Source organism: Silvania confinis (assembly GCF_025564085.1).
Lineage (GTDB): Bacteria > Pseudomonadota > Gammaproteobacteria > Enterobacterales > Enterobacteriaceae > Enterobacter > Enterobacter confinis.
The window spans coordinates 69621-92373 of sequence record NZ_JAMGZJ010000073.1; the positions used below are offsets into that span (position 1 = coordinate 69621).

Annotated in this window: 23 protein-coding genes; 8 read left to right on the top strand and 15 right to left on the bottom strand. The window is 54.5% G+C overall.

The window, feature by feature from the left end:
- Positions 1-260: 260 nt before the first annotated feature.
- Entirely contained in the window at positions 261-2252 is a 1992-nt protein-coding gene (gene pdeR, locus M8013_RS09170; RefSeq protein ID WP_271267491.1) for a cyclic di-GMP phosphodiesterase, read from the top strand.
- Here the strand turns inward: pdeR and M8013_RS09175 are convergent.
- Positions 2249-3118: a crotonase/enoyl-CoA hydratase family protein gene (locus tag M8013_RS09175; RefSeq protein WP_271267492.1), complete on the bottom strand. Its 870-nt coding sequence runs from the start codon at positions 3116-3118 to the stop codon at positions 2249-2251. The two genes, pdeR and M8013_RS09175, sit on opposite strands and share 4 nt — an antisense overlap.
- Positions 3119-3311: 193 nt before the next feature.
- On the opposite strand from M8013_RS09175, the gene yciZ reads away from it, so the two are divergent.
- The 3 genes from yciZ (at position 3312) to osmB (ending at position 4804) form a co-directional block, all read left to right on the top strand.
- Positions 3312-3494, top strand: a complete 183-nt coding sequence (gene yciZ / locus M8013_RS09180; protein ID WP_271267493.1) for a protein YciZ/DeoL — start codon at positions 3312-3314, stop codon at positions 3492-3494.
- A gap of 66 nt (positions 3495-3560) precedes the next feature.
- The gene (yciT, locus tag M8013_RS09185; protein WP_271267494.1) at positions 3561-4313 is read left to right on the top strand and encodes a DNA-binding transcriptional regulator YciT; all 753 of its coding nucleotides are present in this window, start codon (positions 3561-3563) and stop codon (positions 4311-4313) included.
- Positions 4314-4579: 266 nt separating this feature from the next.
- Positions 4580-4804: an osmotically-inducible lipoprotein OsmB gene (gene osmB, locus M8013_RS09190; RefSeq protein ID WP_271267495.1), complete on the top strand. Its 225-nt coding sequence runs from the start codon at positions 4580-4582 to the stop codon at positions 4802-4804.
- Positions 4805-4907: 103 nt separating this feature from the next.
- On the opposite strand, the gene yciH is transcribed toward osmB, so the two are convergent.
- The 5 genes from yciH to pgpB all read right to left on the bottom strand — a co-directional run bounded on the left by yciH (position 4908) and on the right by pgpB (position 8552).
- A complete protein-coding gene (yciH, locus tag M8013_RS09195) occupies positions 4908-5234 on the bottom strand; it encodes a stress response translation initiation inhibitor YciH (protein ID WP_271267496.1) in 327 nt (108 codons plus the stop codon).
- Positions 5234-5968: an orotidine-5'-phosphate decarboxylase gene (pyrF, locus tag M8013_RS09200; protein ID WP_271267497.1), complete on the bottom strand. Its 735-nt coding sequence runs from the start codon at positions 5966-5968 to the stop codon at positions 5234-5236. The genes yciH and pyrF overlap by 1 nt, the downstream gene beginning before the upstream one ends.
- Positions 5969-6151: 183 nt before the next feature.
- Positions 6152-7321, bottom strand: coding sequence for a lipopolysaccharide assembly protein LapB (gene lapB / locus M8013_RS09205; RefSeq protein ID WP_271267498.1), 1170 nt, complete (start codon positions 7319-7321; stop codon positions 6152-6154).
- 6 nt (positions 7322-7327) lie between these two features.
- Complete coding sequence (locus M8013_RS09210; protein ID WP_271267499.1) at positions 7328-7636, bottom strand: LapA family protein; 309 nt, start codon at positions 7634-7636, stop codon at positions 7328-7330.
- A gap of 151 nt (positions 7637-7787) precedes the next feature.
- The gene (gene pgpB / locus M8013_RS09215) at positions 7788-8552 is read right to left on the bottom strand and encodes a phosphatidylglycerophosphatase B (RefSeq protein WP_271267500.1); all 765 of its coding nucleotides are present in this window, start codon (positions 8550-8552) and stop codon (positions 7788-7790) included.
- Between the two features lie 196 nt (positions 8553-8748).
- Between pgpB and ribA the strand changes: the two genes are divergently transcribed.
- Positions 8749-9339, top strand: coding sequence for a GTP cyclohydrolase II (ribA, locus tag M8013_RS09220; RefSeq protein ID WP_271267501.1), 591 nt, complete (start codon positions 8749-8751; stop codon positions 9337-9339).
- Between the two features lie 48 nt (positions 9340-9387).
- Here the strand turns inward: ribA and acnA are convergent, their stop codons facing one another.
- The 5 genes from acnA to topA form a co-directional block, all read right to left on the bottom strand.
- Positions 9388-12063 (bottom strand): aconitate hydratase AcnA, encoded by a 2676-nt coding sequence (gene acnA / locus M8013_RS09225; RefSeq protein WP_271267502.1) that lies wholly within the window; start codon positions 12061-12063, stop codon positions 9388-9390.
- A 171-nt stretch (positions 12064-12234) separates the two neighbouring features.
- Positions 12235-12336 (bottom strand): small membrane protein YmiC, encoded by a 102-nt coding sequence (gene ymiC, locus M8013_RS09230; RefSeq protein ID WP_271267503.1) that lies wholly within the window; start codon positions 12334-12336, stop codon positions 12235-12237.
- 300 nt (positions 12337-12636) lie between these two features.
- Complete coding sequence (locus M8013_RS09235) at positions 12637-12777, bottom strand: YmiA family putative membrane protein (protein ID WP_271267504.1); 141 nt, start codon at positions 12775-12777, stop codon at positions 12637-12639.
- Positions 12778-13111: 334 nt separating this feature from the next.
- The gene (cysB, locus tag M8013_RS09240; RefSeq protein ID WP_271267505.1) at positions 13112-14086 is read right to left on the bottom strand and encodes an HTH-type transcriptional regulator CysB; all 975 of its coding nucleotides are present in this window, start codon (positions 14084-14086) and stop codon (positions 13112-13114) included.
- Between the two features lie 184 nt (positions 14087-14270).
- Positions 14271-16868: a type I DNA topoisomerase gene (gene topA, locus M8013_RS09245; protein WP_271267506.1), complete on the bottom strand. Its 2598-nt coding sequence runs from the start codon at positions 16866-16868 to the stop codon at positions 14271-14273.
- Positions 16869-17266: 398 nt separating this feature from the next.
- Here topA and M8013_RS09250 point away from each other — a divergent pair, with 398 nt between their 5' ends.
- Entirely contained in the window at positions 17267-17518 is a 252-nt protein-coding gene (locus tag M8013_RS09250; RefSeq protein WP_271267507.1) for a YciN family protein, read from the top strand.
- 33 nt (positions 17519-17551) lie between these two features.
- Here M8013_RS09250 and sohB read toward each other — a convergent pair whose 3' ends face one another.
- Positions 17552-18598 carry a protease SohB gene (gene sohB / locus M8013_RS09255; RefSeq protein ID WP_271267508.1) on the bottom strand — a complete coding sequence of 349 codons (1047 nt, stop codon included), beginning with the start codon at positions 18596-18598 and terminating at the stop codon, positions 17552-17554.
- Between the two features lie 250 nt (positions 18599-18848).
- On the opposite strand from sohB, the gene M8013_RS09260 reads away from it, so the two are divergent.
- Both M8013_RS09260 and cobO read left to right on the top strand, forming a co-directional pair.
- Positions 18849-19610, top strand: a complete 762-nt coding sequence (locus tag M8013_RS09260; protein WP_271267509.1) for a YciK family oxidoreductase — start codon at positions 18849-18851, stop codon at positions 19608-19610.
- Complete coding sequence (gene cobO, locus M8013_RS09265) at positions 19607-20197, top strand: cob(I)yrinic acid a,c-diamide adenosyltransferase (RefSeq protein WP_271267510.1); 591 nt, start codon at positions 19607-19609, stop codon at positions 20195-20197. Before M8013_RS09260 ends, cobO begins: the two co-directional genes overlap by 4 nt.
- 31 nt (positions 20198-20228) lie before the next feature.
- Here cobO and rluB read toward each other — a convergent pair whose 3' ends face one another.
- From rluB to rnm, 3 genes are all read right to left on the bottom strand, one after another.
- On the bottom strand, positions 20229-21113 hold the full coding sequence (gene rluB, locus M8013_RS09270) for a 23S rRNA pseudouridine(2605) synthase RluB (protein ID WP_271267511.1): 885 nt from the start codon (positions 21111-21113) through the stop codon (positions 20229-20231).
- A 99-nt stretch (positions 21114-21212) separates the two neighbouring features.
- Positions 21213-21833, bottom strand: coding sequence for an L-threonylcarbamoyladenylate synthase (locus tag M8013_RS09275; protein WP_271267512.1), 621 nt, complete (start codon positions 21831-21833; stop codon positions 21213-21215).
- On the bottom strand, positions 21830-22711 hold the full coding sequence (gene rnm, locus M8013_RS09280) for an RNase RNM (RefSeq protein ID WP_271267513.1): 882 nt from the start codon (positions 22709-22711) through the stop codon (positions 21830-21832). Before rnm ends, M8013_RS09275 begins: the two co-directional genes overlap by 4 nt.
- Positions 22712-22753 lie beyond the last annotated feature (42 nt).

Genomic DNA, 22753 nt, shown 5'->3' on the forward strand with positions numbered 1-22753 from the left:
AACCTCGCATTCATCACTTTTCCTTAATCTTTTCTCCCCGAAATCGTGAAAAGCGATCACAATTATTATCGGTAGCGTGATGAGCGTTTAATCAGTTACCGGAATATTCATTCGTCTGTATCCTTTTTTGTCATTCTCGTTCTAATATAAGATTACTGGAAAAAACAATAACTTTACGTCGGAACTCGCGCGGCCCCTTTGCGGATCACCCGACTGGAAATGCACACATTGCGTGCAATTAAGCGTGCCCGGGAGATAGCATGATTGACGATCTGGAGCAAAATTTGCTGTTTCGTTACATGGGCACCAATAGCCCCTGGTGGCGACTGACAGCGGACAGCAATGCGCTCCATCTGGCGGCCAGCGAAAACGCCGATACCACTCAGGTCATTGCGCTTGATGATGACCAGGCCGGCAACATCCGCCAGATGACGGTGATCACCTCCAGTATTACCATGACCCTTTCCCTGTACGGTACCGACGTTCCCGTGCATCTCATTGGCCGCAAAATCAGCAAGAAAGAGTGGGCAGGTACTGCCTCCGCCTGGAATGACACCCCCTCCGTGGCGCGCGATTTAGCGCAGGGCCTCTCCTTCGCCGAGCAGGTGGTTTCTGAAGCCAACTCGGTGATTGTGATCCTCGACAGGCTCGGCAACATTCAGCGTTTCAATCGCCTCAGCGAAGAATATACCGGCATGAAGGAGCAGGAGGTTATCGGCCAGAATGTCTTCCGCCTGTTTATGAGCCGTGGCGAAGCGGCAGCCTCCCGCCGCAATATCAGCGGTTTTTTCCGCGACGGCAGCTCCTATGAAGTGGAGCGCTGGATCAAAACCCGCAAAGGCCAGCGCCTGTTCCTTTTTCGTAACAAATTTGTGCACAGCGGCAGCGGCAAAAATGAAATATTTCTTATCTGTTCCGGCACGGATATTACGGAAGAACGCCGGGCGCAGGAGCGCCTTCGCGTGCTCGCCAATACCGATACCATCACCGGCCTGCCTAACCGCAACGCAATCCACGACCTGATCAGCGACGCAATAGACAATCGCGGTGATACTCAGGTTGGCGTGGTTTATCTCGATCTCGATAACTTCAAAAAGGTGAACGACGCCTACGGGCATATGTTTGGCGACCAGCTGTTGCAGGCCGTTGCGCTGGCGATCCTCAGCTGCCTCGAGGATGGGCAGATACTTGCCCGTCTGGGCGGTGATGAATTTATTGTGCTGGCAACCGACACCGCGCAAGGCACGCTGGAAGCGATGGCTTCGCGGATCCTGACCCGGCTGCGTCAGCCGTTTCGCATTGGCTTAATCGAAATTTATACCGGCTGTTCGCTGGGGATCTCACTGGCTCCGCAGCACGGCGTGGATCGTGAAAGCGTAATCCGTAATGCTGATACCGCGATGTACACTGCCAAAGAGAACGGGCGCGGCAAGTTCTGCGTCTTCTCGCCGGAAATGAATCAACGTGTCTTCGAATACCTGTGGCTGGATACGAACCTGCGTAAAGCGCTGGATAACGACCAACTGGTGCTTCATTACCAGCCGAAGGTCACCTGGCGCGGCGAGGTCCGCAGCCTGGAGGCACTGGTGCGCTGGCAGTCACCTGAACGTGGACTTATCCCGCCGCTGGAGTTTATCTCTTACGCCGAAGAGTCCGGGCTTATCGTCCCGCTGGGGCGCTGGGTGATGCTGGATGTGGTGCGTCAGGTAGCGAAGTGGCGCGATAAAGGCATCAATTTACGCGTGGCGGTTAACGTCTCTGCCCGTCAGCTGGCGGATCAGACCATCTTTAGCGATTTGAAACAGGCACTGAAGGATCTGAATTTTGAATATTGTCCGATCGACGTCGAACTGACCGAAAGCTGCCTGATTGAAAACGAAGAGCAGGCGCTGTCGGTTATTCAGCAATTCAGCAAGCTGGGGGCACAAATCCACCTCGACGACTTTGGTACCGGCTACTCCTCGCTCTCACAGTTGGCCCGTTTCCCTATCGATGCCATCAAGCTGGATCAGGCTTTTGTGCGCGATATTCATAAGCAGTCTGTTTCGCAGTCGCTGGTGCGCGCTATTGTTGCCGTTGCGCAGGCGCTGAATTTGCAGGTGATTGCCGAAGGGGTAGAGAGTGCGAAAGAAGACGCCTTTCTGACGAAGAACGGCGTCAATGAGCGACAAGGTTTTTTATTTGCTAAACCGATGCCCGTTGTCGCATTCGAGCGCTGGTTTAAACGCTACCAGGCGCGCAATGCGCGTTAACTGGCTTTACGCAGACCAGATGCCGTGTGGCGATCCTGTAACGTCACCAGGCGCTGCATATAGGCGACATCCTTCGGTTCCAGGCAGAATGCCGCATCCACCCAGTCTTCGGTGATGTCCATTAGCTCGCTGCGCGGCAACTGCAATACCCGCTGCCGGGCGCGCAGCATGGCTCTGACACCGTTCATTTTCGGTTGTAACGTGTCGATAAAAGTCCGCGTTGCCACATAGCCTTGTCCCGGCTCGAACAGCACGTCTACCAGCCCGTATTGCTCATGCCATTCCGCCGTATGCGACTCCCCTTTATAGATCAGCTCTTCCGCCAGCTTCATGCCTGAACGGCGGGCGACCAGCGAGTAGCCCCCCATTCCCGGAAAAAGGTTGAAGGCAATTTCCGGGAATCCTAAGCGTGCATCGCGTTGGGCAAGGATAAAATGGTGCGCCAACGCCGCTTCGAACCCGCCACCGAGCGCGCTGCCCTCGACCATCGATAGCGAAATCGCGCCGGTATCAAAGCCGCGTGAGGCGGCATGAACACAGTCCACGCAGGCGCGAGCATACGCGCGCAGCGCTTCGCGACGACCGTTCTGAATACACTCAACGAAAAAGCGCAAATCACCACCGGCGTTATACATCTCCGGCACCAGCGATCCCGTAACCCAAAAATCGACAGCAAACCCGGACTGTCGCACCAGCCACGACATATTCATGATTTCCTCGATCAACGCGTGGTTGAAGCATGGACGTGGCTGGGCACGCAGCATCATCCACACGGTGTGTCTTTCCTCCTCGTAATAGCCAGCAAGTTGGGTGAATCGTGCAGAATCGGTAAAGAGTTTACAGGTAGCCTGATTGATAATTGTCATAGTCCAATTCCTCATAGAAAAAAGCGCCTTGCGCGCAGAATTAGACTAATCCACTACTAAAGCATGCTGTATAAATATGCATTAAAATATCACTTTCGTTAATGGACTTTGCTTAGCACACTTTTTCCCTTCTCTTTTGCCTTCGTTTTCTGCATCATTAAAATTATTACCTTTACGTTTTAGGGACGAGATTATGTCTGATATCGATGCACTGAAAGTGGCACAACGTATTGATACCGTGCTGGATATTCTGGTGGCAGGTGATGTGAATTCTGCGGTGCGTAATCTTGAGATATTAAAGTCAGAATTACTGTCTCAGGCTGGCGCAGAGAAAATACCTGATACCGTACAGTCTAAGGCCCCGTGGGAAGTATAAACGTCTACCCGACTCTTCTTTATGTCAGTTTTCAACTAACGGTGCTGCCGTTTTAATATGGATGCTATGAACTCCCGACAACAAATTATTCTACAGATGGTGATCGACACAGGGCGAGTGAGTGTCGTTGAGTTGGCAAAAGCAACCGGCGTGTCGGAAGTCACCATCCGCCAGGATCTCAATCTTCTGGAAAAAATGAGTTTCCTTCGCCGTGCGCACGGCTACGCTGAACCGCTGGACAGTGAAGACGTCGAAACGCGAATGATGAATAACTACGCCCTGAAGCGCGAGCTGGCAGAGTTTGCCGCGTCGCTGGTCAACAATGGCGAAACGGTCTTCATCGAGAACGGCAGTAGCAATGCCTTGCTCGCCCGCACGCTGGCAGAGCAGAAAGACGTTACCATTGTTACCGTGAGCAGCTACATCGCCCATCTGCTGAAAGAAACCCGCAGCGAAGTCATTTTGCTGGGCGGCATCTATCAGAAGAAAAGTGAAAGCATGGTTGGCCCGCTGACGCGCCAGTATGTGCAGCAGGTCCATTTCAGCAAGGCATTTATCGGCATCGACGGCTGGCAGCCCGAGACCGGCTTTACCGGCCGGGATATGATGCGTTCAGACGTGGTCAATGCGGTGCTGGAGAAAGGCTGTGAAGCGATCGTTCTGACCGACAGCTCCAAGTTTGGTGCGGTTCACCCTTACACGATGGGTCCTGTATCGCGCTTTAGCCGGGTGATCACCGACGAAGGACTGAAACAGGCGCACTGCGAGAGACTGCAACACGACGGCCTGATCGTCGATATCGTCAGCAAACCTGCCTGACCCCGCCTCTACGCCCGCACCGTCGGGCGAAATCCCCCCTTATTGTCTGAGACTATTCTGAGCAATCCTTTAAGACTATTTACCTGTTGGATCAGTGATAAAGACGTAAAATTAATGTTAGCGATATAACAGGAAGTGACTATCACCTGCGTGATCTTGTTAACACCTGCGCGAACAGGTTTCATAGGAAACGGCGCTTAAGTATCTATTTAGATTATACTTAAAGTGAAATTTTCCCGTGATTCAATATTTCAGGAGAATGAATTATGTCTTTTACTTTAAATAGCAAAAAAATTGCCGCTGCGTTGCTGGCGACCACATTGGTAATGTCTCTGAGCGCATGTTCTAGCTGGGATAAACGTAGCCGCAACACCGCGATTGGCGCAGGTGCGGGTGCTGTTGGTGGTGCAGTCTTAACTGACGGTAGTGCGCTGGGTACCTTGGGTGGTGCCGCAGTTGGTGGGATTATCGGTCATCAGGTAGGCAAATAAATACGACACTGATAGCCACTGCAGTATTTTGAGGCCCCTTAATTTCTGACCTCAACGACGCACAAGAACGTTAAGCCACGGTTCAGACCGTGGCTTATTTATTTCAGCCGCCCGCTAACTTCACTTTCATCCCTTTCGCTTCCAGCAGGGATTTGATCAGGTCGCGTTTATCGCCCTGAATCTCAATGATGCCGTCCTTAACCGACCCGCCGCAGCCGCACTTCTTCTTCAGCTCAGCTGCAATCAGCACCAGCGTGGCGTCGTCGGCATCAATGCCCGTCACCAGACAAACACCCTTCCCTTTGCGCCCGCTTGTCTGGCGCTGAATGCGCACAATACCGTCGCCCTTTGGACGCTCTGCGGTCTCTTTTGGTTCATCGATCCGTCCGGTATCGGTCGAGTAGACCAGGCGGCTATTATTGTCGCGCATTACGCCCCCTTAAGTGATGCGTTGATGGCTTTCAGGGTGTTCGCCGGATCGGCAGACTGGGTCACCGGGCGTCCAATAACCATATAGTCCACGCCGGCCGCAAGCGCCTGCTCAGGGGTCATAATACGGCGCTGATCGCCTGCTTCACTGCCCTGCGGGCGGATACCCGGCGTCACCAGCTTGAAGTCCTGGCCGATGGCGCTTTTAAAACGAACGGCTTCCTGGGCAGAACACACCACCCCGTCGAGGCCGCAGCTGTGGGTCAATCGCGCCAGCCGTTCAGCATGTTCGGCAGGTGACAGTGTCACACCCAAATCCAATAAGTCACTGGCTTCCATGCTGGTGAGCACGGTGACAGCAATCAACAAAGGGGCATCTTTACCAAAAGGCACTAAGGCTTCACGCGCGGCGGTCATCATGCGTGCCCCACCCGACGCATGGACGTTAACCATCCAAACACCCAGCTCGGCCGCTGCGGCGACTGCATGGGCGGTGGTATTAGGAATATCGTGGAATTTCAGGTCGAGAAACACGTCAAAACCGCGCTGCTGCATATCGCGGACGATTTGCGGCCCAAACAAGGTGAACATCTCTTTACCGATTTTCAGGCGACAGTCGCGCGGATCGATACGATCGACGAACGCCAGGGCGTTATCGCGATTGTTGTAATCCAGGGCAACAACAACAGGAGATTCAGTAACTACGCGGGAAGATGATGTTGCTACAGACGTCATGACCGGACCTTCTCGTCGATGAGCGCCGCGTCGGCGCGGGAGTGATAAACGGCGTGCATTCTACCTGCGGATCAGCAAAATTAACAGGTCCGATTTTTATTCCTGCCAGGCGAGAAACCGCACCGTACCATCATGACGAACAAACCATAAGTATGTTGTAACTAAAATGGGAATTTTTTTAAATTACTGTCCATCGAGGCCGCGAATCGGCTTGATGGTGGACCACGCCCGGCAGGACGGACAGTGCCAGTACAGGGTATACGCGGTGAAGCCACACTTCTGGCAGCGATAGCGCGGCTTACTGCGCACTTGCTCACCCACCATGTCGCGCAACACCATCAGGCTCTCTTTGGCGCGCCCTTCTTCGGCATCGTGCAGGTGATAATCCATCAGCTTATGGAAGACACGCATGGTTGGATGACGCTGCAGCTGGCGGGTAATATAGACCTGTGCGGTGTCGCTGCCTTCGTGTTCCTGAACGACGTCGGCCAGCATCAGCTCCGCCATCGCGCCGGTGTTCTGCTCCACGCAACGGCGCAGGAAAGCGACCCACTCATCGGGTTTGCCCAACTGCTGATAGCAGGTTTGCAGCATTTCCAGCGTTTCGCTGACCAGCTCTTTATCCTGGTCAATCACCCGGAGCAGGCTTTCCACCGCTTTTTGATACTCGCCGTTGGCCATGAAGACGCGCCCCATCATGATGGAGATACGCGCGCTGCTGCGATCGGCGGCGGCGCCCTTCTTCAACAGGGCCATGGCTTTATCCATATCGTCGTTGCCCATCTGCTGGAGCGCCAGCTCACAGTAGAAATGGGCAATTTCGCCACGCTGCTTGTCTTTACCCAGCTTCACCAGCCGCTCGGCAACGTCGATGGCTTTCTGCCAGTCGCTGGTCGCCTGATAAATTTGCAGGAGCTGTTGCAGGGCGCTAACGCGAAAATCGGTTTCATCCACCAACTGGTTAAACATGTCTTCGGCGCGATCGTACAGCCCTGCGGCCATATAGTCGCGGCCGAGCTGCTGCACAGCCAAAAGGCGCTGTTCATAGGTTAATGACGCGCTTTCCATTAAGGTCTGATGAATACGGATAGCGCGATCAACTTCACCGCGCGAACGGAACAGGTTGCCGAGGGTAAGATGGGCCTCAACGGTTCCGGTATCCTCTTTTAGCATCTCGAGGAACAGGTCTACCGCTTTATCCTGTTGGTTGCTCAGGAGGAAGTTCACCCCGGTAACGTAGTCACGCGAGAGACGGTTCGCTTCATCCTGTTTTGTTTGTTGCGCACTTCTGCGACCCATATACCAGCCATAGGCTGCGGCGACAGGCAAAAGCAGAAACAACAACTCCAGCATCTTCGATTATTCCTTCGTTACCGGCACACTTGAACTTACCGGAACGTCGGTCGTGGGCGCAATTTGATATTCAAGACGTTTGATTTTACGTTCGGCGCGGGCAAGTGATACCCGGACTTTAAGCCAGAACAGGCCGCAAATTAGCCAGCCGATAACAAACCCCGCGGCGAATAATACCGCCAACAGGCTGGAAATGCGGTACTCGCCCTGTGCCAGCAGGTAATTAAACGTAACCTGTTGATCGTTTTGCGCACCTAATGTGACTGAAATGACAAAAATCGCCAACACCAGTAAGAAAATGAGTAGATATTTCACATTACTTCCCTTTATGTGGTTTGAGCGAATAAAGAGTGTTCAACATAGCGTAACCAGCCCTATAAATTACCATTTTCAAGGCGGCCGCGATACGGAAAAAGCGTCGCGCCCGCCTTAGATCTACGGCTTAATATGATAATTTCAACCTCGGTCAGCTTTCTTCCTCGCGGTTGGCTATTTCCCGGTTCTCTTCTGCAGGCGGCGTCAGCGGCCCACAGACGCGTTGAGCAAGCCAGGTCGCGAGCGTCACCAGCAGCCAGGCTATCAGAGTGGCGACAATCAAATCCCGCGGCCAGTGCATCCCCAGCAGTAAACGACTCCCCATCACCCCTGTCGCCCATACCAGCAGCACGGCGATAGTCAGGGTGCGTCGGCGTGGCCAAAGCAGCCCGACGCCCAGCAGCGCCCAGCTTGCGGCAAACATGGTGTGCCCGGACGGGAAGGCAAATCCGGTCTCTTTCTGCCAGTGCTTACGTAAAAAAGGCGGAACATTCTGTTGTTCAATAAGCTGTTCTTTCACCAACTCACCGCGCGCCTTACGCTTTAAATTGTAGAAGTCGGTGACCGGAACATGGTGCGTTTTTTCCAGCCAGACGACAAAAGGTCGCGGCTCCTGAACGCGATCCTTGACCCAGGACTTAACGCCCTGGCCAATCAGGATCGCCGCGCCGAGAATGGCGAACAGCATGATGGCGGCGCGCAGGCGAAAGCGCAGGCACCACAAAAACCAGCCGCACAGTAACGTGTGCGTGATGATCCCCCAGGGCTGGGTGACCGTTTCGGTTATCCAGAACAGCGCTTTTAGCCATCCACTGTTAGCTCCTGGCTGCCACTGCCAGCCCGAGATCCAGACGGCTGCGGGCATGATGAGCAAGATCCCCGCACCAACCGCCGTGCGGCGGGCAATATTAAGCATGTCGTCTCCTTTTTCGATAAGCCTCACAATCATAACCGAAAATTAACATCAGGGTAAAAATGTCGGATTGTGCGTTTAACGTTCGTATAGGTGGGCGTAACTAGGTGAACCCGCGCGGCTTGTGGCAAAATAAGAGGATACCGACAGCCAAACAGGCGAAAGACACCCCGCGTGTCAGCATTTTCTGGAGAATCACATGCAGCTTAAACGTGTGGCAGAAGCCAATCTGCCAACCCCATGGGGCGATTTCCTGATGGTGGGTTTTGAAGAACTGGCAACCGGGCAGGACCATGTGGCGTTAGTGTTCGGCGATACGTCCGGGCAGATGCCGGTTCTGGCTCGCGTTCACTCTGAGTGCCTGACGGGTGATGCGCTGTTTAGCCTGCGCTGTGATTGCGGTTTTCAACTGGAAGCAGCCCTCTCGCACATCGCTGAAGAGGGTCGCGGCATCCTGCTGTATCACCGCCAGGAAGGTCGTAATATCGGCTTGCTGAATAAGATCCGTGCCTATGCTCTGCAGGATCAAGGGTATGACACCGTCGAAGCTAACCATCAGTTAGGCTTTGCTGCCGATGAGCGTGATTTCACCCTGTGTGCGGATATGTTCAAGCTGCTGGGTGTGAATGAAGTGCGTCTGCTGACCAATAACCCACGCAAGGTCGAGATCCTGACCGAGGCGGGCATTAACATCGTTGAGCGCGTACCGCTGATCGTGGGCCGTAATCCGAAAAACGCGCACTACCTGGATACCAAAGCAGCGAAGCTCGGGCATCTGCTGAGCGAGTAAACGCGTTAGGCCCGGCGACGACAGGCTCGCCGGGCAGTTTTACCCGCATTAATTCAGCATATTACGAATCACGTAGTGCAGTATGCCGTCGTTCTGGTAGTACGTTAGCTCTGTAGCCGTGTCGATGCGGCAGCGACAGTCCAGCATCTCGATTTGCCCATCCGCGCGCGTCAGTTTGACCGGTACGGTGGCACCCGGCGTCAGGTTCTGCAGATCCGCCACATCAATACGTTCCTCCCCCGACAGCCCCAGCGTTTTACGCGATGCCCCCAGCGGAAACTCAAGCGGCAAAATCCCCATTCCGATCAGATTTGACCGGTGGATACGCTCAAAGGATTCGGCGATCACCACCCTTACCCCCAGCAACCTGGGTCCTTTGGCCGCCCAGTCGCGACTGGAGCCTGAGCCATACTCTTTCCCGGCAATAACCGCCAGCGGCACACCCGCCTGCTGATATTTCATGGCGGCGTCATAGATCGAGACCACCTCGGTACCCGGTAGATAGCGGGTCATCCCGCCCTCGATGCCGGGGACCATCTCATTGCGGATACGGATGTTGGCGAAAGTGCCGCGCATCATCACCTCGTGGTTACCACGCCGCGAACCGTAGGAGTTAAAATCGCGGCGCTCCACGCCACGCCCTTGCAGATAGCGCCCTGCCGGACTGTCCGCTTTGATGCTCCCCGCCGGGGAGATATGGTCGGTAGTGACCGAGTCGCCGAGGATGGCCAGCACCCGCGCGCCGTGAATGTCTTCCAGCGGTTTAGGCTGCGCCTGCATCTCGTCGAAGAACGGCGACAGGCGAATATAGGTGGAATCATCCTGCCAGCTGTAAGTGTCTGAGCGCGCAACGTCGATAGATTTCCACTCCGGTGTACCTTCAAACACTTCGGCATACTCTTTGCGGAACATGTCGGTGGAAACCTTCTCAACCGCACGGGCGATCTCCTGCGCCGACGGCCAGATATCTTTCAGATAAACCGGATCGCCTTTGCGGTCCTGTCCCAGCGGGTCGGTCGCCAGATTGATGTTCATGTTCCCGGCCAGCGCATAGGCCACCACCAGCGGCGGTGAGGCCAGCCAGTTGGTTTTGACCAGCGGATGAATACGCCCTTCAAAGTTACGGTTGCCCGACAACACCGCCCCGACCGTTAAATCGCCCTGCTTGATGGCGGTTTCGATCGGGTCGGGAAGTGGCCCTGAGTTGCCGATACAGGTGGTACAGCCGTAACCCACGAGGTTAAAGCCCAGCTCATCCAGATACGGCGTGAGCCTGGCCTGCGCCAGATAGTCCGACACCACTTTCGATCCCGGTGCCAGCGAGGCTTTTACCCACGGCTGGCGTTTTAATCCAAGGGTGACGGCTTTTTTCGCCAGCAGCCCCGCCGCCATCAACACGCTCGGGTTGGAGGTATTGGTGCAGGAGGTGATCGCCGCGATCACCACGGCGCCGTCCGGCAGTTGATACGAGTGCCCGTTCATCACGTAATCAATCGGTCGCCGATCTTTCTGCGCGCTGTTGACCTCCAGCTCATTGCTGGCAGCAAACGCCTTCGGCACATCACCTAACGCCACACGATCCTGGGGACGTTTAGGCCCGGCAAGACTGGCTTCCACGATGCCCATATCCAGCTCGAGGGTACTGGTAAAGACTGGTTCATCCCCGGTATTTCGCCACATCCCCTGTGCTTTAGCATACGCTTCTACCAGCGCAACCTGTTCGCTGCTGCGCCCGCTGAGACGCATATAATCCAGCGTTACGCCGTCAATCGGGAAAAAGCCGCAGGTCGCGCCATACTCGGGCGCCATATTGGCGATGGTGGCCCGGTCAGCCAGCGGCAGGGAGTCGAGCCCGTCGCCGTAGAATTCAACAAATTTACCCACCACGCCGTGCTTACGCAGCATCTGGGTGACGGTTAAGACCAGATCCGTGGCAGTAATGCCTTCGTTCAGTTTGCCCGTCAGTTTAAATCCGACCACATCGGGGATCAGCATCGATACCGGCTGACCCAACATCGCGGCCTCTGCCTCAATCCCACCGACACCCCAACCCAACACGCCAAGCCCGTTGATCATGGTAGTGTGCGAGTCGGTACCCACCAACGTGTCCGGGTAGGCAACCCACTCTTTACCCTGTAGCTCGCTCCACACCGCTTTGCCAAGGTATTCCAGATTAACCTGGTGACAAATGCCGGTGCCGGGCGGCACAACGCTGAAACGGCTGAACGCCTGCTGGCCCCACTTCAGAAACACGTAGCGCTCGTGGTTACGCTCCATCTCCAGGCGCACGTTTTCTTCAAACGCGTCCTCATCACCAAAGTGGTCTACGGTCACCGAATGGTCAATAACGAGATCGACGGGGGAAAGTGGATTCACTTTGGCGGTATCGCCGCCGAGGCGTTTGACGGCTTCACGCATCGCCGCCAGATCCACCACGGCCGGGACGCCGGTGAAATCCTGCATCAGCACCCTGGCCGGACGATAGGCGATTTCGCGGTCGGCATGGGCATTCTGCAGCCACCCCGCCAGCGCGTGGATATCCTCCGCCGTCACCGAGTCGCCATCCTGCCAGCGCAGGAGATTTTCCAGTAGCACTTTAAGTGATTTGGGGAGACGCGTGATGTCCCCAAGCTCCCTGGCGGCCAGCGGCAAGCTGTAGTAGTGGTAGGTTTTGTTCTCAGCCTGCAATGTGTCCTTACTGGCTTCGCGTAAGGTTAACGACATAAGCTCCTCCTTAATTACCGGGATTGCGATACCCCGACGTTTACCGGGGTCGTAATTAAAGATAACACATCATAGCTGTAACGATTTGATAACAACCCGAATTGATAAATGCGCAGGAGAAAAGCGGGACGTGAAAACAAAAAAACCCCGCGGTTGCGAGGTTTTTATCATTCAGTGGAGCGCGAGCCAGATGAGCTGACACCAGAAGAGGAGCGACAGCGAAAAAGCCCCTACCCATGACCAGTATTTAGCACCACAGATATTATTCAGCATTGCACTACCCATCATCTGTTTATTCGTTGTGGCTGAGTTTGACTCAGGTCGGTACTGCTGATGTGTATTTATTAAAGAGTACATAAGCGCAGTGGATTATTATCATTACCGCACTGCGTAATAAAAATTATTGTTTTTTAGGTTCGTCTTCTGCGAACGCATCAATAAACGCTTGCTGTTGGGGTGTCAGTTTCCAGGAGGCCGGGACCTTGTCCGCAGCTTCTTTCCGGGCTTTACGGGGCGCATCTGTCTTCTGACCCTTCGGTTTGACTGCTTCAGTACGCCCCTGAACCGCCATACTTAACCCCAATATTTCCAGACCAGCAGTGCCACCACCACCCAGAACAGGGTGGAACCGAGAAATACCGCCAGCCAGGCTTTACGCTTCAGCGCTGGGTCCCTTTGCGGTTCTTGACTTCCTGACGGCATTGCAAACCTCATACAATCGACATCGCTTATCATTTGGATACCAAACAATTGGTATAACTAATCATGGTTGAGATAAATCCTAAAGAAACTTTAGTCTAAAATCCAGCGAATTTTCGAATCGTCTGAGGGGAAATAGTTAATCTTATGAGCGGAAATAAATAATTGAATCGAGGAATTTGCGTAACGGTAAATTGTTTTCTATTTTTGTCGCCGGTTCACGACAGTTTTAACGATCGGTGCCGTAACAAGTAATATATTCTGATTTAACAATACAGATGAAGGGGTTTATTTCTAATCGAAGAGGAAATAACGGTATCTTCTCCAGGGGAAAAGATACCGGAGGTGATTATTTTTCCGGAAGCTTTATATCTTTAAACATCTCTTCAATATCTTCGTTTGACCGCAATGCCACGGCCGTATCGACGACATCACGAGTGAGATGTGGGGCAAATCGCTGAATAAAATCATACATGTAGCTGCGCAGGAAGGTGCTGCGACGGAAGCCAATTTTGGTGGTGCTGTGGCTGAATACGCCCTGCGTATCCAGACGTACTAAGTCCGGGTCGGCAATCGGATCCACCGCCATGCTGGCAATCACCCCTACCCCCAGGCCAAGGCGTACGTAGGTTTTAATGACATCTGCATCGGTGGCGGTAAAGACGATGCGTGGCGTCAGCCCTGCACGATTAAAGGCAGTGTCCAGCTCCGAGCGACCGGTAAAGCCGAAGGTATAGGTGACCAACGGATACTGGGCCAGCTCTTCAATCGAGACAGAGGTTTTAGCGGCCAGCGGATGTTCCGGGGTGACCACAATCGAGCGGTTCCAGTGGTAGCATGGCAGCATCACCAGATCGTCGTACAGGTGCAGTGCTTCGGTGGCGATAGCGAAATCGGCATTGCCTTTGGAGACCGCTTCGGCGATTTGCGTTGGCGAACCCTGATGCATATGCAGCGACACGCGAGGATAGCGCTCGATGAAGCCTTTGATCACGCCCGGCAAGGCATAGCGCGCCTGCGTATGGGTGGTGGCGATATACAACGAGCCTTTGTCGGGCCAGGTATGTTCCCCTGCCACAGATTTAATGGCTTCGACTTTCGACAGCACCTCGCGGGCGATGCGGATAATCTCCTGCCCCGCAGGCGTCACCTGAGTGAGATGTTTGCCGCTGCGGGCGAAAATCTGGATCCCAAGTTCATCTTCAAGCATACGAACCTGCTTACTGATACCGGGCTGTGACGTGTAGAGACCTTCTGCGGTCGAGGAGACATTGAGGTTATGGTTGACCACCTCAACGATATAGCGGAGCTGCTGTAGTTTCATGCCAGACCATCCGATTTAGCGCACACGGGCAATCGCTTAAGACGATTTAATAATAAGAAGAGGGTTAACTATAACCACTATATCAGTTATATCTTTGCTGTATAGCCCGTAACAAAAAATAATAACAGCCATAAAAAAAGGGCCGGAGTTCGGCCCTTTACAGGTAACTTACGCTAAGTAAGGCTTATTTTTTGCCTTCAACCCATTTACCGTCGATGTAGAACGCCGACCATCCGGTCGCTTTCCCGTCTTTTTCAGCTGCAACGTACTGCTGCTTAGTTTTACGGCTAAATCGCACCACAGTCTTATTACCCTCTGGATCCTGCTGAGGCGCATCGGCCAGATAACGCAGTTTTTCTGCCAGACGATCGCGGAAACGGTACAGTTCTTCCACCAGCGGCGCGCGGGTTTCGCGCGATTTGGGGAAGGTGTTCGCGGCCAGGAAGACGCCCGCTGCGCCGTCACGCAGTACGAAGTACGCATCGGACTTCTCGCACGGCAGTTCTGGCAATGGCACCGGATCTTCCTTCGGTGGCGCGACTTCGCCGTTACGCAGGATCTTACGCGTGTTCTTACACTCTTCGTTGGTACAGGCCATGTATTTACCAAAACGCCCCATTTTCAGGTGCATTTCAGAACCACATTTTTCACACTCAACAATCGGGCCGTCATAACCCTTGATGCGGAACTCGCCCTCTTCAATCTCGTAGCCGTCGCAGGTCGGGTTATTACCACAGACATGCAGCTTGCGTTTAGGATCGATCAGGTAGCTGTCCATGGCGGTTCCGCACTTGTTACAGCGGCGTTTGGCGCGCAATGCGTTGGTTTCCGCATCGTCACCTTCCAGCACGTTCAGCACTTCGTTTTCCGGCACCAGGTTGATGGTGGTCTTGCAGCGCTCTTTCGGCGACAGTGCATAGCCTGAACAACCCAGGAAGACGCCTGTCGTCGCGGTACGGATCCCCATCTGGCGGCTACAGGTCGGACAGTCGATGCTGGTCAGCACCATCTGGTTCGGCAGCATGCCGCCCTCTTCAGGGTCTTTTTCGGCTTTTTCCAGCTGGCTGGTGAAGTCGCCGAAGAAGCTGTCGAGCACCTTCTTCCACTCGGCTTCGTGGTTGGCCACCTGGTCGAGGCTGTTTTCCATCTGCGCGGTAAAGTCGTAGTTCATCAGCTCGCGGAAGTTAGCTTCCAGGCGATCGGTGACGATCTCACCCATCTTTTCGGCGTAGAAGCGACGGTTCTCTGTCCGCACATAGCCGCGATCCTGAATGGTCGAAATGATCGACGCATAGGTGGACGGACGGCCAATACCGCGTTTTTCCAGCTCTTTAACCAGAGATGCTTCACTGAAGCGGGCTGGCGGTTTGGTGAAGTGCTGCGCAGGCAACAATTCAACCAGCGTCAGTTCATCACCGGCGTTCACCGCAGGCAGAGTTTTGTCTTCATCGCCCTTACGCAGCGCAGGCATCACTTTGGTCCAGCCATCAAAGCGCAGGATACGTCCGCGCGCTTTAAGACGGAACTCACCGGCACCCACGGTCAGCGTGGTGGAGTCGTACTGCGCAGGCGTCATCTGACAGGCAACGAACTGGCGCCAGATCAGCTGATACAGCTTCTGCGCGTCTGCTTCCATATCTTTCAGCGATTCAGCCAGCACCGAGACATCAGAAGGACGAATCGCTTCGTGCGCTTCCTGCGAGTTCTCTTTGCTGTTGTACTGGTTGGCGTTCTCCGGCAGGTATTTTTTGCCAAAGTTGTCGCCAATGTAATCACGCACCATGCTTACCGCGTCCTGGCTCAGATTGGTGGAGTCAGTACGCATGTAAGTGATGTGGCCAGCTTCATACAGGCGCTGCGCCATCATCATGGTTTTCTTCACGCCATAGCCCAGACGGGTACTTGCCGCCTGCTGCAGGGTGGAAGTGATAAACGGCGCGCCAGGTTTGCTGCTGGTCGGTTTGTCTTCACGATCCAACACCTGATAGCGGGCTTTTTCCAGCACGGCCACCGCAGCCATGGTCTGTTCACGTTTTTCAGGACGGAACGGCTTGTCTTTATGGTGAGAGACTTCCAGCGGCAACGTGTCGCCGCCTGGCGTCGTCACGTTGGCGTCAATTTCCCAGAACTCTTCTGGCACGAACGCTTTAATTTCACGTTCACGTTCAACCACCAGACGAACGGCAACCGACTGGACGCGGCCTGCAGACAGACCGCGAGCAATCTTTTTCCACAGCAGCGGAGAGACCATGTAACCCACCACGCGGTCCATAAAGCGGCGCGCCTGCTGGGCGTTAACGCGATCGATATTTAGCTCGCCCGGCTTTTCGAAAGCCTGGCGAATTGCATTTTTAGTTATTTCGTTGAACACCACGCGGCTGTAGCGTGAGTCATCACCCCCGATCACTTCCCGCAGGTGCCATGCAATGGCCTCCCCTTCGCGGTCAAGGTCGGTTGCGAGATAGATGTGGTCGGCTTTTTCTGCCAGCTGTTTCAGCTCGGAGACGACTTTCTCTTTGCCCGGCAGCACTTCGTACTGTGCCTGCCAGTTGTCCCATGGGTTAACCCCCATGCGATTCACGAGCGCGCTACGTTCATCCTTTTTAGGCTTTTTGGCCCCTTTGGTGGAGGTAGAGTCGGCGCTCTTCTTGCTGGCTGAGCCACTGGTCGGCAGATCGCGGATATGACCTACGCTGGACTTAACCACGTAGTCATTACCCAAATATTTATTGATCGTTTTGGCTTTTGCCGGGGACTCAACGATAACGAGAGCTTTACCCATATTCACCTTTACCTAAATTTTGTTTCTTCCAGGAATACGTCGCGTGAGTTCACCTTCCACTGGCGACGAGACATTTATATAGCGGCGTCATCAGTGGATATCAACCCCCTTTTCGGATCAGGTGTAAAAACAGCATCACCCAGGTGGTTGAGATAACAGGATTTATCTCGCATCATTGTGACTTCACGACGAGACTTAGGTCGAATGTCAAGCAAATCTATTGCCAGATTGACGAAAGCGCACACTCTACCTGATAAAATCTGTTACGCAACTTTATTAGCATGCAAAAGCAAATCGCGCCAGCGTCTCCCCTGTTGCACTGAGTGCACTAAAACGGGGAAAATTTGCTCCCGCCACCGCTGCGGCGTAGACTAATGTCACTGTTTAAGGAGTGGATAATGCAGCAAACTACCCAACCTATTGACCGAGCCACCTTGCTTATTGAAGCAAATAAACTCATTCGTGAACATGAAGACACCATGGCAGGGATCGAAGCCACGGGTGTTGAACAGCGCAACAGCGTGCTGGTGTTCAGCGGCGAATACTACCTGGATGAGCAGGGCCTGCCGACCCCGAAAAGCACGGCGGTATTTAATATGTTTAAATACCTGGCGCACGCGCTCTCGGAGAAGTATCACCTGGTCGATTAATGTAAAACGCGAGGCACAAGCCTCGCGTTTTATTCAGAGCAGCGGTTTTTGCCCGCGCTGCCACCAACGTAACAGCAGACGATCCGCGCTCTCTGCGGCGCTGTTGGTAAACCTGTCCATCAGCTTTTTGCGTCGCGTGTAGCGAACGCCCACCAGCTCGCGACCTTCCATCAGCCCCAGCAGCAAATCATCACTGGTTCCTACCTGGTCTACCAGTCCTTTTTCCAGCGCCTGCGTACCGTACCAGTGTTCACCGGTTGCCACCTGATCGATATCCAGCGTTGGACGCATCTGCTTCACAAAGCCTTTAAACAGCAGATGGGTGTCATTGAGGTCTTCGCGGAATTTCTGCCGCCCCTCTTCGGTGTTCTCACCCAACAGGGTCAGCGTACGCTTGTACTGGCCCGCGGTATGAAGCTCGATATCAATCTCTTTATTCTTCAGGAAGCGATTGAAGTTCGGGATCTGCGCTACCACGCCAATAGAACCAATAATTGAAAACGGCGCAGCTACGATTTTATCGGCCACGCAGGCCATCATGTAGCCACCGCTGGCAGCCACTTTATCCACCGCCACCGTCAGCGGGATCTGCTTGTCACGCAGGCGTTGCAGCTGGGACGACGCCAGCCCATAGCCGTGAACCACACCGCCGGGGCTTTCAAGACGCAAGACGACCTGATCCTCAGTGCGTGCCACGGCAAGCACTGCGGTCACTTCTTCACGCAGCGAGGTCACTTCGTGCGCATCCATACTGCCGTTGAAATCCAGCACATAGACGCGCGGTTTAGCGACATCTTCACGGTGCCCTTGTTTGGCTTGCAGCTTCGCGGTTTTCGCCTCGAGCTTGTGCTTTTTCTTCTGCGCTTTGTGCCACATTTTTTGCTGATGACGGTCGAGCAGCGCTACCGACATCTCTTCCTGCATCTCGGTGTACTGCTCGCTCAATCGGGTAATACGCAACTCGCCGCGCTGACGTTTGCGCTGCGTCAGATTCATAATGAGCACGGCGACGATTGCAATGGCAATCACTACCGTCGCAATCTTGGCCAAAAACAAACCATATTCAGAAAGTAATTCCACACGACCACCTTGATTTAACCACTTGTTTTATCACTCAGTGTACATCAGCCTGTGCCAGGCGTCTCGCCCCTGACGATACGCTTGCGAGCCTGCTTCAGGAATGTTTACTGACGAGAAAAATGTTTTGCAAATTGTTAATTTTACAGTGAACTCTCCGATAGACTGATTGAAATCCTGCGCGCTTTCGGGCATAAAGCCGAAAAGTACCCGCACAGCATGGGTAGCGCCAACGCGCGCCAGAGGAGTCACCTTGCACTATCAACCGCAAAAAGATCTACTGCAAAATCGTATTATCCTGGTCACCGGCGCCAGCGACGGCATTGGCCGCGAAGCCGCGTTGACCTACGCCCGCCACGGAGCCCACGTCATCCTGCTGGGTCGTAATGAAGAGAAACTGCACGACGTTATTCGCACCATCCACGATGAGGGGGGGCACGCCGCGCGCGGATACATTCTCGACCTGCTGACCTGCACCCCAGAAAGTTGCCAGGCGCTGGCCCAGCGTATAGCGGCCGACTACCCGCGTCTGGACGGCGTGTTACATAATGCCGGTTTACTCGGTGAAGTGTGCCCGATGGATCAACAGACGCCGGCCATCTGGCAGCAGGTGATGCAGGTGAACGTCAACGGCACCTTTTTCCTTACCCAGGCACTGCTTCCTTTATTACTCCAGTCAGATTCTGGTTCGCTGGTGTTCACCTCCTCCAGCGTCGGACGTCAGGGCCGTGCCAACTGGGGCGCCTATGCCGCATCGAAATTCGCTACCGAAGGGATGATGCAGGTGCTGGCCGAAGAGTACCAAAGCCGCCATCTGCGCGTGAACTGTATCAATCCCGGTGGTACGCGCACCAAAATGCGCGCCAGCGCGTTTCCAGGCGAAGATCCGAACAAACTGAAAACCCCTGCCGACATCATGCCGCTCTATCTATGGCTGATGGGCGATGACAGTCGCCGCAAAACCGGTATGACCTTTGATGCCCAACCAGGCCGTAAACCAGGAATTTCTCAATGAGTGATGAACGTCATCAGCAGCGCCAGCAGCGCCTGAAAGATCAGGTCGATGCCCGCATCGCCGCCGCGCGGGACGAGCGCGGCATTATTATCGTCTTCACCGGCAACGGCAAAGGCAAAACCACCGCCGCCTTTGGCACCGCGACACGGGCTGTCGGGCATGGGCAAAAAGTGGGCGTAATTCAGTTTATCAAAGGTGAATGGCCGAACGGCGAGCGTAATCTGCTGGAGCCGCATGGGGTAGAATTTCAGGTGATGGCGACCGGGTTTACCTGGGATACACAGAACCGGGAAACAGACACTGCCGCCTGCCTGGCGGTGTGGGATCACGCAAAGCGGATGCTGGCGGATCCGGCGCTGAATATGGTCCTGCTGGACGAAATTACTTATATGGTGGCGTACGATTACTTAGCGTTGCAGGATGTTCTGGATGCGTTGAATAACCGCCCCGCGCATCAGACGGTGATTGTCACCGGGCGCGGTTGCCACCGGGATATTATGGAGATGGCCGATACCGTCAGCGAGCTGCGTCCGGTCAAACATGCATTTGACGCCGGCGTTAAAGCGCAAATCGGCATCGACTATTAATAAAAAACCCGCCGAGGCGGGTTTTGTCTTTTTAGCCGTTGTTGTTTCGGCTGCCAGAGCGGCGATTATTGCTGTTGCTGCTGACCTGGCTGTGACGTTTGACCGCACGGCGAATCTGGTTCGCTTTCATGCGACGACGATCTTTTTCAACCGCCACTTTCGACAGGCTTTCTGGAGGCAGTGATACCAGCTCACGCAGATAGTTGGTCTGGGTTAAATCCAGCTCCGTATAGCCGCCGCGAGGCAGGCTTTTTGGCAGCAGGATATCACCGTAACGCACACGGATCAGACGGCTAACCTGCACGCCAACTGCTTCCCACAGACGACGCACCTCACGGTTACGCCCTTCTGTCAGGGTGACGTTGTACCACTGGTTAATGCCTTCGCCACCGGTAAACTTGATGGTTTTAAACGCGGCCGGGCCATCTTCAAGCTGAACGCCACGGGACAGATCGCGGATTTTATTTTCGTCCACTTCACCGAACACGCGTACGGCGTATTCACGTTCCACTTCACGGCTTGGGTGCATCAGACGGTTTGCCAGCTCACCATCGGTAGTGAACAGCAGCAGACCACAGGTGTTCACGTCCAGACGCCCCACGGCGATCCAGCGCGCACCGCGTAGCTTAGGCAGACGGTCAAATACCGTTGGGCGGCCTTCCGGATCGTTACGGGTACAGAGCTCGCCTTCCGGCTTGTAGTACGCCAGTACGCGGCAAATCTGCTCTGCGGACTCTTTCACTGAGATCAGGTGACCGTCGATACGGATTTTGAGACCGGCGACGATTTCCACACGATCGCCCAGCGTGGCGATTTTACCGTCCACACTGACGCGACCTGCTTCGATAATGGTTTCGATTTCACGGCGTGAACCGTGGCCGGCGCGGGCCAGCACTTTCTGTAACTTCTCGCTCATTGAGCTTCCTTCAGGTGTCGCCTTCACAGGCGTCGAATAGGGTCATTATAGCGGGTTCACCGCTAAACTTATGGCCGCGTAGTATAGCGGCTTCCACCCTTACAAGAAAGGTTTAACGTCACCCACGCCTTCACGGACTACCACTGGCGCATCTTCGGTTAGATCAATCACCGTCGTGGGCTGCTGGCCGAGATAGCCGCCGTGAATAATCAAATCCACCTGCTTCTCGAGGCGATCTTTGATCTCTTCCGGGTCGGACTCGGTAAATTCGCTACCCGGCAGCATCAGGGATGTCGAGAGCATCGGCTCGCCAAGGACCTCCAGCAGCGCCTGGGCGATCGGGTTCGACGGCACGCGCATGCCAATGGTTTTGCGTTTTTCCTGCAGCAGACGGCGCGGCACCTCTTTAGTGCCCTTCAGGATAAAGGTGTAATTACCTGGCGTATTATTTTTGATCAGTCGGAACGCCACGTTATCTACGTAGGAGTATGTCGACAGCTCAGAGAGATCCCGGCACATCAAGGTAAAGTTATGCCCGTTGGGAATATGCCGGATCCGGCAGATACGCTCCATCGCGCCTTTGTCTTCAATCTTACAGCCCAGCGCGTAGCCTGAATCAGTCGGATAGACAATGACCCCGCCCTTACGCACGATCTCCACGGCCTGATTGATCAAACGCGCCTGCGGATTGTCAGGATGGATATAAAAAAATTGACTCATACTACCCTCTCTTCAATTGGCGTCGGCTGTTCCCAAAGTTGCCACACCGGCTCGACGCCAGCGGGTAACCAGAGTTTGCGTCCCAGCTCAATCCATGGACAAGGTTGATGGAAATCAGAGCCCTGGGAGGCAAAGAGCCCATACTGGCGGGCATACTCAGCCAGTTGACTGCGCTCGTTGGGCGCCTGCTGGCACTGCGCGACTTCCATCGCATCACCGCCCTGTTCGGCAAAGTACGCCAGCAGACGTTTCAGCCATTTGGCGGAGAGGTTATACCGCCCCGGATGGGCCAGCACCGCCTTGCCGCCAGAATGATGAATGACATCAATAGCTTGTTCTATTGTACACCACTGTGGCGGAACGTATCCCGTTTTCCCCCGCGCGAGATACTTTTTAAACACGTCCGCGATGTTATTCGCTTTGCCTTGTGCAACCAGAAAACGGGCAAAGTGTGCGCGGGTGACCGCCCCACCATTGGCCAGACTCAGCGCGCCTTCCCAGGCGCCGGGGATATGGGCTTTGTCCAGCCGTTCGGCGATCAGTTCGGCCCGCAAAACACGACGCGCCTTTTGCTCGTCAAGGAACGCCCGCATTGCCGGGTTATCAATATCAATGTTCAGCCCGACGATATGAATCTCGTGGTTTTCCCAGAGGGTCGAAATTTCTACCCCTGCGATCAGGGTCAGCGGTAATCCGCTGCGGGCAATTTCCGCCCGTGCGGGGGCAATGGCCTCGGTGGTATCGTGATCGGTGATCGCCAGCGTGCCGACGCGCATCTCATGAGCACGGTGGACAAGGGCTTCGGGCGTAAGCAGGCCATCAGAGGCCTGCGTGTGGCTGTGTAAATCATAAATCACTGCGTAATTCGTGTCGCTCAAAGCGGCTCCCGTCACTGATCGTCAATATCTGCGTCGCCATAA